We start from the raw sequence: 10,831 nt of genomic DNA on the forward strand, positions 1-10,831 counted from the left end.
TTTTATTCTCCGAACAAATAAGCCTCTTGTTCTTTGCTTAGTGTGTCAATTTTACAGCCTAAAGCCTTTAATCGCAACCTAGCTACTTGATAATCGATCTCCCGCGGCACGGGAATTATCCCTGTAGACAGTGAACCATGATTTTCAATTAAATATAATAAGGACAACACCTGTAAAGCAAATGATAAATCCATGATTTCAATGGGATGGCCTTTACCAGAAACTAAATTAACCAATCTGCCTTGGGCTAATAAAAATATGCGTCTTCCATCAGGTAAAATAAATTCTTCAAGATCTGATTTAATTTTATTTTGCTTTCGAGCCAATAATGTTAAATCCCTTTTATTAATTTCAACATCAAAATGCCCTGCATTGGCCAAAACTGCTCCATCTGACATTAACTGAAAATGCTCTTTACACAAAACATCCCTATTACCGGTAGTAGTAATAAAGATGTTGCCTAAAGGGGCTGCCTCAAGCATAGGCAGAACAGTAAAACCATCCAATAAGGCTTCATTAGCCCTTACCGGATCTACTTCAGTAACAATCACCCGTGCCCCCAACCCTTTGGCACGCATAGCCACACCTCGCCCACACCAACCATAACCAGCCACTACCACATTTTTACCGGCAATCAAAAGATTAGTCGTACTATTAATCCCTTCCCAAACTGACTGGCCTGTCCCATAACGATTATCGAACAAATGCTTCATTAAAGCATCATTAACAGCCATAATCGGAATCTTTAATAAACCAGCTGCCGCCATTTTTCTTAAACGAACCAAGCCAGTTGTTGTTTCTTCACAACCACCAATTACTTCCGGAAGTAAATCAACAAATTCACGATGTAGTAAAGTTAATAAATCACCACCATCATCGATAATTAAATTGGGTTTTAAAGCTAAAGCCTGCCGGTGATGTTCATCATATTCTTCCAAGGTTGCTCCCTGCCAAGCAAAGGCCCGAATACCCCGTTTGACAAGTGCGGCGACTACATCATCTTGGGTCGAAAGTGGATTAGAAGCAACCATGGTTACATCTGCTCCCCCAGCTTGTAATACACAAGCTAAGTAACCTGTTTTAGCTTCCAAATGTAAACAAACCGCTATTTTTTTATCCTGCAATGGTTTTTTTAAAGCAAAATGATTTTCCAGTTTACGTAAAAGTGGCATAAAGTTTTGAACCCATTTAATTTTTACTTCTCCCTGTGGTGCCAATGATAGATCGCGGATAAGTGATTCAGATACCATAAATTTTAACCTCCAAATTTTTGACATCTTAGATTATTTAAGGTATAATTTTAAGTGCTCTTCAAAAGAATAAGCGCCCGTAGCTCAGTGGATAGAGCACTGGCCTCCGGAGCCAGGTGCATAGGTTCGATTCCTATCGGGCGTACCAAATTGATCATGATACTCTTACTAAAGTAAGAGTATTTTTATTTTAATCCCCAAAAATCATGTTGACGAAAAGCTTCATAAACTAAAATTGCTACCGAATTACTCAAATTTAAAGAACGTACATCCCCAAACATGGGAATACGCAAACTACGCTCAGGATAAGCCTTTAACAAATCTACAGGTAAACCCGCAGTTTCTTTGCCAAAAAACAAATAAGCATTCCGTGGAATTTTCACTTGTGTATAATATTGTTTACCCTGTTTAGTGATTAAAAACAATTCTTTTGAATTAACATTTTGTAGAAATTCCTTTAAATTAGGATGTAAAAAAACATTTAAATGAGACCAATAGTCTAAACCAGCTCGTTTTAAATATTTATCCTCCAGAGAAAAACCTAGAGGTTCTATCAAGTGTAAATTACAACCCGTAACTGCACAGGTACGAGCAATATTACCGGTATTGGCAGGAATCTCCGGCTCAACCAAAACAATATTAAACACGTTTTCGTCCCCTTAATTTTGAGAATAAAAGAATAAGGCTACTACTCCTGGTCCAGCATGTGTACCTACCACTGCCCCTACTTCACCACATAGGATCTCTTGAACTTCCAGTTCATTTTTTAACCTAGTTTTTAACTTTTGGGCATCTTCGGCAGCGGCCCCGTGAAACACAAAATAATGTAAAGGACCATTTTCCTGCCGGTATTTATGAGCTGCTTTAACCATTTGTTCAATGGCTTTACTTTTCCCCCTAACTTTCTCATAAGGAGCAATCAAACCATTTTCAATGGTTAAAACAGGTTTAAGGTTAAGCATAGTACCAAGTAAAGAAGCCGCTTTACCGATTCGACCGTTCTTTTCTAGAAACTCTAATGTATCTACAGCAAAATAAGTTTGCATTTTATTAATCATCATTTCTATTATTTCTAAAATTTGTTCTGTACTCTTTCCCGCTTGAGCCGCTTTAGCTGCCTCTAAAACAACAATCCCCAAAGGGAAACAAACCAAACGACTATCAACAACTATAATTTCCTTTTCTGGAAGCATAGAGGCAGCTATCCGAGCAGATTGTATAGTACCTGATAATGCCCCAGAAATATGTATTGAAATAACTGTAGAACCATCAGCTGTCAGTTCCCGATAACATTCACAAAATTCACCAGGTGATGGCTGCGAAGTTGTAGGTATTCCCTCAAAAGTAGCTAATTTTTCATAAAATTCGCCTGAAGATAAATCTATATCCTCACGATAACATTCCTCACCAAAAAAAACCTTCAAAGGTACAAAAGAAACAGCGTATTTTTCCAATAAAAATTTTGGTATATCAGCCGTACTATCTGTCACAATTTTTATTTTCGACATATTTTATCACCTCATTTTTATTCTAAAGAAATTAAATAATAATATAAAGGCTGGCCACCATAATGGAGCTCAAAATCCAATTGTTTATACTTTTCCGAGAGTATTTGCACCATTTGAGCAGCCTTTTTCTCAGCCAGATCCGCTCCATAATAAACTGTAACTAATTCATGGTCTGGCTGTAAAAAACGTTCTAACAATTGAATAGCAACCTCAATAACCTCATCACCTGTAAAAACTAATTTCCCTTCCGCCAAACCGAGAATTTGGCCCTTTTTAATTGAATGAGTCTCATATTCCGCATCACGAACCGCATATGTTACTTCTAGGGTAACAATCTCTTGACCTGCTTCATTCATTTTTTGTTGATTTGTTTGCAGATCATATTCGGGGTTAAAAGCCATTAAAGCAGCAATACCTTGTGGAATAGTTTTAGTCTCAACTATAGCCACAGGTTTAACCGCTACCTCGGCAGCTTGGCGAGCTGCTAAAACAATATTACTATTATTTGGCAAAATTATTACTTCCTCAGCCAAAACTTGTTCAACCACATTCACAAATTCCTCGATACTAGGATTCATAGTTTGCCCACCCTCAATAACCACATCAACACCCAAACTGCGGAAGACATCATTAAGCCCTTGACCTGATGAAACCGTAATAATTCCCAAACGTTTTATCGGTTTTTCCCTAAGACTCATTACCTCACTTTGTTCACTCATATTATCAATTTTAATTTCATGTAAAGATCCATATTGAAGACAATAATCTAAAACCAATCCCGGGGTATTAGTGTGAATATGAATCTTTCCAGTAGAGCTGCTCCCCACCACTAACAGGCAATCCCCTTTATCAGTTAAATAAGACCTTATTTTTTCCAGAGGCAAGGCCAGCGTATTTTTCTTTAAAATAAATTCCGTACAATATTGATATTCCAAAACTTGTTTTTCCGTATAAGTATTTTCCTGAATCACTTTTTTACGAGGCACAACTTCAACTAAAGGCATTTCCTGTAAATTATTATCCCAAACAGAAAGCATACCTTCCAAAATATAAACAAGCCCCTGACCACCAGCATCAACTACACCAGCTTGTTGTAAAACTGGCAGCATTTCCGGGGTTTTTTGCAGTGTTTCACGAGCACCTTGATAGGCTCCCCGAAAAACCGAAAATAAAGTAGGAGTTGCTTCCAGCAATTCCTTCTGTGCCCCCTCAAAAGCACCCCGGGAAACTGTCAGAATTGTACCTTCCACAGGCTGCATAACAGCTTGATAAGCCATTTCCATAGCTTTACCTAGTGCTGTACAAAAATCATCTGGACCAATAGTCATTTTAGCAGCTACACTCTGAGCAAAACCAGCTAACAATTGTGATAAAATCACTCCGGAATTTCCCCTAGCACCCATTAAAGCCCCGTGAGCCATTAATTTAGCCACAGCACCAATTTCCGCCACCTGATTATTAGTAATAGCATCTACTGCTGAATTCATTGTTAAACTCATATTTGTACCTGTATCACCATCAGGTACTGGAAAGACATTTAAATCATTAACAATTTGCTTGCGTTCTTCCAAATAAAGACTAGCCGCTATTAATAGTTTTGACCAAAGCAAACCATCAATTTTCTCCAATTTCACAACATGGCCTCCTTACCCCATTTCTACCACAACGTTTTTAACCTTCTTTATTTAATATTTAAGCCTTTTTAAAGATAAAATAACACTAAAACAAAGCAGGTGCAAATTATGGTGGAGATTGATGACGCCGGAAGCGGTAGCTTAATTGGGGGAACGGGAATAGGCATTTTAAAAAAAGACACCCAAGAATATTTTTTTGATTTAATCCCCCTTAACTATTTTCAGCCACCTCATTTTAATAAAAAAACTTATCAGGATTATGTCATCAACATTATTCAACATGGTTTTCAAAAACTAAATATCGATTCACAAACAAATATTTATCTCTGCCCCAGTTATATTTTTGATCGATTACGCCAATGGCTCTCCAAACATGGTTATCGCTGGAAAAACAAAAAAATTGTCGGACCTTTACAACATCAGGTAGAAGCTTCATTTACTCAATATGTTATCAAACTCGGGCTGCCCACAAACTTCATCAAACATGCCCGTTATGCTTTCAGTTTTCATCGGCTTTTTAAATGGGTCATGGCTGATTTTAAAACTAGAGCCTTACTCTGCAAAACCGGTTGGCCTAGTTGGCAAAAATGGTCAACAACCATTCCAAATTTTTATTCCGGTAAAGCAACTAAAAAGGGATTTTGTCTTAAATGTGGAAAATTAATTTATCCAAATGATCCTGTCTGTTTCATGGAATATCATACCAATAAATTGTGGACTTTAGGATTACATCCAGACTGTGTATACAAAAAAGATGCTTAAATTTAATTTCGACACAGAAGGGCTAATTCCTACTATTTTTTAGATTTAATCCACCTTTTGCAATTCCCTTTGTATTTCCGCGAGTTGAGCCAATAAACGCTGCATTAATTTAGGTTCACAACCCTGTGCTTGTGAACGTAAAAGAATGTTTTCCGCGATAAGTGTAAAAGCATCCTGAAGACAAGGCTCCAGGGCGGTAGTAACAGGTAAAGGAAAGGGATAATCCCTTTTTTCAGCGACAACCGCCGCTGTAGCAGGATCATAAATCATACCATATTCAGCAATTTGTGCTTTAACCCCCAATTCCCTATCAATTACCCTTTGTAAAGTTTTCAAAGCATTACTCTCACCATGAACCAAAACTATTTGCCGAGGTATTGTTTGAAAACCCTTTAACCATTCCAATAAACCAGATTGGTCAGCATGTGCTGAAAAATCATCTATTCTTTCTACATTAGCCTTTACAGCAATTTGCTCACCATGAATTCTCACTTTTTTTTGACCATCCAAAATTCTTCTCCCTAAAGTTCCTTGTGCCTGATAACCGACAAACAAAACTGTGGATTCCGGCCGCCATAAATTATGTTTTAAATGGTGTTTAATTCTTCCCGCATCTGCCATACCACTAGCAGAAATAATAATAGCCCCACCCCTTACCTTATTTAAAGCTATAGATTGCTCTGTAGAAAGTACATAATGAATATCTTCACCAGTAAAAAGTGCCTCAGCCCCTTTACCTTTAATTCTAAGAGTAGCTTCCTGATCAAAAAACTCAGGATTTTGAATAAAGACTTTAGTTGCTTCCACAGCCATAGGACTATCAATATAAATATCTACCGGCGGAATTAACTTTTTACCCTTCATTATCTTTAAACAATAGACTAAATCTTGTGTCCTTTCCACAGCAAAACTAGGAATAACTAAATTACCACCTTTAGCCATGGTTTCTTTAACAACACGCACCAAAGCCGCCAAGCGATCTTCTGTTTCCAAATGATAACGATCACCATAAGTAGATTCCATAACTACTAAATCAGCCTGTTTGATTTTCGTGGGATCCTCCACTATAGCTGTATCAGTATTACCAATATCTCCGGTAAAAACAATTCTTTTTTCTGTACCCTCTTTTTCTAAAGTAATTTCAATCATGGCTGAACCTAAAATATGACCAGCATCATAAAATTTAACTCTGATACCCGGTGCAGCGATAAAAGGTGTTTCATAAGGGAAGCTTTTAAAAAGACCTAAACAATTTTGTGCATCCTCGGCTGTATAGATAGGCTCCAATAATGGTCTCCCACTTCTGGCCAACTTTCTATTTTTTCTTACTACTTCCATTTCTTGAATATAACCACTATCAGGCAAAACAACTTTACATAAGCCAATAGTGGCTTTAGTAGTATAAATAGGACCACGAAAACCATGTTTATATAATTTTGGTATTAGACCACAATGATCAATATGAGCATGAGTTAATAACACAAAATCTATTTCTGAAGGTGTAAACGGAAAGGGACCATAATTTAATTCTTTTAAAGACTTAGAACCTTGAAACAAACCACAATCTACCAGAAACTTCCTTTCCTTTGTAGTTACCAAAAAACATGAACCGGTCACTGTTTTTGCCGCACCACAAAATTGAATATTCATGTTATTTCACCTCCTTTATCCTGCATTTATTCTAACACAAAAAAAGTCTAAAAGAAGCAAAAATTTAAAACAGCCTCGGTTTTTAGACCGAGGCTGTCTACTTAATCAATTTCTGGCAAATTCTTTAAATTGTTGTCTATTTCTACTTGGGAAATTGCAATATCTTGTGTATTACCAGCTAAATAATTTTCATAAGCAGCTAAATCCAAATGTCCATGGCCACTCAAATTAAAGACAATACTAGCTGCTTTCCCCATCTCTTTTCCCTTCAAAGCCTCATCAATGACTGCTCTGATAGCATGTGATGATTCCGGGGCCGGCAAAATACCTTCAGTACGGGCAAAAAGCAGAGCTGCTTCAAAAATAGATTTTTGTTTAACCGCCCGAGCCTCTATTAATCCATCATTATAAAGTTGACTTAATAATGGTGAACCACCATGATAACGCAAGCCTCCGGCATGAATTCCCATAGGTGTAAAATTAGAACCTAAGGTATACATCTTCAATAAAGGAGTCAAACAAGCCACATCACCATAATCATAAGCAAAACGCCCCTGAGTAAAAGTGGGACATGCCGCCGGTTCCACAGCAATCAATCTAATATTCTTACCCTGTAATTTGTCTGGAATAAATGGAAAAGCAATTCCACTAAAATTGCTGCCTCCTCCACAACAACCAATTACCACATCTGGATAATCATCTACCATTTCCATTTGCAGTTTAACTTCTTGTCCAATAATTGATTGATGGAGGCAGACATGATTAAGCACACTGCCTAAAGAATACTTAGTATACTCATCTTGTAGGGCTTCCTCAATAGCCTCACTAATAGCGATGCCCAAAGAACCCGGTGTATCCGGTTCTTCACGTAAAACATTTCTACCAATTTCAGTTCTTTCACTAGGACTAGAATAACATTGAGCACCATATGTTTCCATAAAGATACGCCGATAAGGCTTTTGTAAAAAACTGACCTTAACCATATAAACAACACATTCTAAATCAAACATCTGACAGGCTAAAGCTAAGGCCGTACCCCATTGTCCAGCACCAGTCTCCGTAGTTAGACGACGTATTCCCTCCATTTTATTAAAATAAGCTTGGGGAATTGCACTATTTAACTTATGACTGCCAACTGGACTTACCCCCTCATATTTATAATAAATACGACAGGGTGTATCTAGAGCCTTTTCCAAGCGATGAGCCCTAAACAAAGGCGAAGGTCTCCATTGCCGATACATTTCCCTAACTTTCCGCGGAATCTCAATAAATCTTTCCTGAGAAACTTCCTGCTCAATTAAAGATAGCGGAAAAATAGGGGCCAAATCCTCCTTAGTCAGCGGTTGTTTTGTGCGAGGGTGCAACCCCGGGGCTACCGGATGCGGCATATCAGCCTGAACATTATACCAATATTTAGGTATCTTCTCCTCCGGTAAAATAATTTTGTACTCATCTCTACTCATCTTGACATTTCTCCTCTCATCTAAAATATGTATATTATTTTAACACATAATTAACGTATACAACAAGTCTTTTTAATAATTTCCAACGATTTTCCCCAATCTTTTCCCGGCTTTCATGTACATATACTAATTTTGGTTCCTCTCTTCCCCCATTTTGTAAGGCCACATGTTCATTTGCCTTTTCTCCGCTATGAGCATAAGGCATAAAAACAGCTTTCTCTATTAATTTGGCTTTCAATGAGGCATCCAGATTATCATGGGACATTATACCAAGTACCTCGTTGGACAAGTAGCAATATTTACCACTTTTCTTGTTTTGATAATATGTCCTTTTATATTTTACTTCCCCAAATATTGTGGCTAGGGTTTTAGGATCGTTTTTACTCTTAATAACCCAGTTTTGCTTTCTTACCTCACTTTCCCGATAAAGATAATCCATTGTTTCCAATGCTTCCGCTACTAGGCTAGCACCAGTTTCATTCAAGGTTTTACTGATCCCCAAAATAAATTTCGAAATATCCTGTCTTTTCGTCATTAAATTTTCTAATTCTTTTTCAAAGCTAATGCTTGTTTTTTGTGCGGTTTCCTGTATAATAGATTCCATAGGGCATTTCTCCTTTTTGTGATTTTGTTGTTTTTCTTAAACTTATAATATCACAAGGGAGATGCCCTTTTTTTTATTTTACAGTTTTTCCCCAAAGTAATTTTACACTAACTGTTTTATCAGACTTTCCCCACATATTACGAATATCAATAACCCATTTAATACGATAATCATTCCATAACTTTTTATGTAATTTTTGATCATCATAACCTCGATCAGCCATTAAAACCTCACAATTTTTAAGCAATTGTGATTGCGTTTGGCCAAGGCAAACAATCATTTTATGGGCTTGTTTAACCTCTGATGTAAAGGCCTTGGTTACCTTAAAAGCAACTGGTAATTCATAATCAGTATCAACTATTAGATGTAGATAATAACCAAACCATTTTACCGCCTTTGACCACAATCGACCATCATTGTCAATTCCTTCATATTTTTATTAGCCCCCTTCGCTAGGGATGAAATGGCTTTACCATCGATCGCTAAATTCTTGCCGAAATTGGGTAAGAGCTTCTGGGCATCGGTAACCAATTTATTAAATAAGGTAATGAGCATTTCTTCTTTAGTAAATAGTTTTTTTAAAAACCTAGAATATACATATGACCGGGGGATATCACCATTACTATGAAAACCACACATCAACCGAAGTTGACCATTTCTAGATAACTCCCGGATTAAACTTTCAATAGATGAATGTTCATATATTATACCGGCTAAAATAGAATTCCACATTGCTCTAACCAGATAATCATTACGCCCTTTCCCTCTTTCTTTTTCAAGGGCTCGCATTAATTCCTCATCAAGCAGATATTCAAGTATCAAACGTAATCTTTCTAAATCACCTAATTTTTCAATTTCCTCCCACCCAAAAAGCGTTAATTGTGGTATACTTGCCATAGTGAAACTCCCTCCAAAAGTATTTTTTTGTCCTAACAATATTATACTAAGGATGTAGGAGTTTCACTGTTTTATACCCTTTTAAAGGGTTTTTTCTTTTGGGGTGAATTTTCAAGTTCTAACTTATTTACAATACGCAAACTAGCAATACATCGTCATTTTTTGGGGCAAAGATTTTTTTAGCTGTTCCCGAAACCACTATCCTTGTTTAGTTTGCGAACATCGCAATTAGCTCATAAAGCATACAAATTCCGTATCTATCCAAATCAAGAACAAGAAACTCTAATCGCTAAAACAATTGGCTGCTCTCGTTTCGTGTTTAATCATTTTTTGGCAAAGTGGAACGACACTTACAAGGAAACAGGTAAAGGATTAACCTATAACTCTTGTTCTGCTCAATTAACCCAACTAAAGAAAGAATTAGTTTGGTTAAAAGAAGTGGATAGCATTGCACTTCAATCATCACTTAAAAATCTTGGACTTCGTGAAGGGGAATGTCCAAATTGTCATACCTATCATGACCGAGATATTAACGCAAGTTTGAATCTTAAAAATGAAGTATTAAGACTTCAAACTGTAGGGACTACGGGGATAGCCTAATCAATTAGAGTTTGATAGAACTCTGTACGTAGGAATTCACTATGGCTTTAGTCTAGTGGTAGTTCAAATGGAATTGTTGCTGATTGTGGGAAAGATATCAGTTATGGAGCCGAAACACATAAGATTAGACGTGAACAAGCGGCTGAGGGGAAAATTATTTATCGGATAATTGTGGAGGTATTGGATACAGAATGTGGTCCTTGGCCTTATCCTGTTATTGGTTATGAGAATTTTGATTTTGCTTATGAATATCATGAGGGTTAAGGGGTTTTTAATTTTCTTAAATTAGTTTTAAAGGGAATTAATAAAGGGTGTTGATGTTCGGGAAGGAAATTCCCGGTTTAATTCCATAAAGGTTAAAAAGACAGTATATATTAATTACTTATTAATATTGGGAAATGAGAGGAAATTAAGTGGGAACAATAGAATAATAAAATAAGGAAGGTTTGGTCGAAAAAGGTCA

At 36.8% G+C, this 10,831-nt stretch carries 9 protein-coding genes, 1 tRNA gene and 1 pseudogene; 3 read left to right on the top strand and 8 right to left on the bottom strand.

The genetic code is table 11. The features are described from left to right. Positions 1 to 2: 2 nt before the first annotated feature. Positions 3 to 1,277: an adenosylhomocysteinase gene (locus GX687_02780; GenBank protein HHX96375.1), complete on the bottom strand. Its 1,275-nt coding sequence runs from the start codon at positions 1,275 to 1,277 to the stop codon at positions 3 to 5. A gap of 46 nt (positions 1,278 to 1,323) precedes the next feature. Here GX687_02780 and GX687_02785 point away from each other — a divergent pair. Continuing rightward, positions 1,324 to 1,398: transfer RNA gene (locus tag GX687_02785), tRNA-Arg, on the top strand. Between the two features lie 37 nt (positions 1,399 to 1,435). On the opposite strand, the gene trmL is transcribed toward GX687_02785, so the two are convergent. The 3 genes from trmL to GX687_02800 are packed head-to-tail and all read right to left on the bottom strand — an operon-like array spanning position 1,436 to position 4,392. Beyond that, positions 1,436 to 1,897 (bottom strand): tRNA (uridine(34)/cytosine(34)/5-carboxymethylaminomethyluridine(34)-2'-O)-methyltransferase TrmL, encoded by a 462-nt coding sequence (trmL, locus tag GX687_02790; protein HHX96376.1) that lies wholly within the window; start codon positions 1,895 to 1,897, stop codon positions 1,436 to 1,438. A 12-nt stretch (positions 1,898 to 1,909) separates the two neighbouring features. Next, positions 1,910 to 2,758, bottom strand: a complete 849-nt coding sequence (locus GX687_02795; GenBank protein HHX96377.1) for a DegV family protein — start codon at positions 2,756 to 2,758, stop codon at positions 1,910 to 1,912. 17 nt (positions 2,759 to 2,775) lie between these two features. Beyond that, the gene (locus tag GX687_02800) at positions 2,776 to 4,392 is read right to left on the bottom strand and encodes a DAK2 domain-containing protein (protein HHX96378.1); all 1,617 of its coding nucleotides are present in this window, start codon (positions 4,390 to 4,392) and stop codon (positions 2,776 to 2,778) included. Positions 4,393 to 4,500: 108 nt separating this feature from the next. Between GX687_02800 and GX687_02805 the strand changes: the two genes are divergently transcribed. Next, positions 4,501 to 5,154: a hypothetical protein gene (locus GX687_02805; protein ID HHX96379.1), complete on the top strand. Its 654-nt coding sequence runs from the start codon at positions 4,501 to 4,503 to the stop codon at positions 5,152 to 5,154. A 45-nt stretch (positions 5,155 to 5,199) separates the two neighbouring features. Here the strand turns inward: GX687_02805 and GX687_02810 are convergent, their stop codons facing one another. The 4 genes and pseudogenes from GX687_02810 to GX687_02825 form a co-directional block, all read right to left on the bottom strand. Further along, positions 5,200 to 6,804: an MBL fold metallo-hydrolase gene (locus tag GX687_02810; protein HHX96380.1), complete on the bottom strand. Its 1,605-nt coding sequence runs from the start codon at positions 6,802 to 6,804 to the stop codon at positions 5,200 to 5,202. Positions 6,805 to 6,905: 101 nt separating this feature from the next. Continuing rightward, a complete protein-coding gene (locus GX687_02815) occupies positions 6,906 to 8,267 on the bottom strand; it encodes a TrpB-like pyridoxal phosphate-dependent enzyme (GenBank protein HHX96381.1) in 1,362 nt (453 codons plus the stop codon). Between the two features lie 34 nt (positions 8,268 to 8,301). Further along, positions 8,302 to 8,871: a hypothetical protein gene (locus GX687_02820; protein ID HHX96382.1), complete on the bottom strand. Its 570-nt coding sequence runs from the start codon at positions 8,869 to 8,871 to the stop codon at positions 8,302 to 8,304. A gap of 361 nt (positions 8,872 to 9,232) precedes the next feature. After that, positions 9,233 to 9,768: pseudogene (locus tag GX687_02825) on the bottom strand (transposase). Between the two features lie 213 nt (positions 9,769 to 9,981). Between GX687_02825 and GX687_02830 the strand changes: the two are divergent. After that, positions 9,982 to 10,368 (top strand): helix-turn-helix domain-containing protein, encoded by a 387-nt coding sequence (locus tag GX687_02830; protein ID HHX96383.1) that lies wholly within the window; start codon positions 9,982 to 9,984, stop codon positions 10,366 to 10,368. The last annotated feature ends 463 nt before the right edge of the window (positions 10,369 to 10,831 follow it).

Source organism: Clostridia bacterium (assembly GCA_012841935.1).
Lineage (GTDB): Bacteria > Bacillota > Peptococcia > DRI-13 > DTU073 > DUTS01.

What these genes read in the sequence shown, in the direction of transcription:
- GX687_02805 (HHX96379.1), top strand. Translation starts at nt 4,501, where the DNA reads ATGGTGGAGATTGATGACGCCGGAAGCGGTAGCTTAATTGGGGGAACG.
- GX687_02810 (HHX96380.1), bottom strand. Translation starts at nt 6,804, where the DNA reads ATGAATATTCAATTTTGTGGTGCGGCAAAAACAGTGACCGGTTCATGT.
- GX687_02780 (HHX96375.1), bottom strand. Translation starts at nt 1,277, where the DNA reads ATGTCAAAAATTTGGAGGTTAAAATTTATGGTATCTGAATCACTTATC.
- GX687_02820 (HHX96382.1), bottom strand. Translation starts at nt 8,871, where the DNA reads ATGGAATCTATTATACAGGAAACCGCACAAAAAACAAGCATTAGCTTT.
- GX687_02815 (HHX96381.1), bottom strand. Translation starts at nt 8,267, where the DNA reads ATGAGTAGAGATGAGTACAAAATTATTTTACCGGAGGAGAAGATACCT.
- GX687_02795 (HHX96377.1), bottom strand. Translation starts at nt 2,758, where the DNA reads ATGTCGAAAATAAAAATTGTGACAGATAGTACGGCTGATATACCAAAA.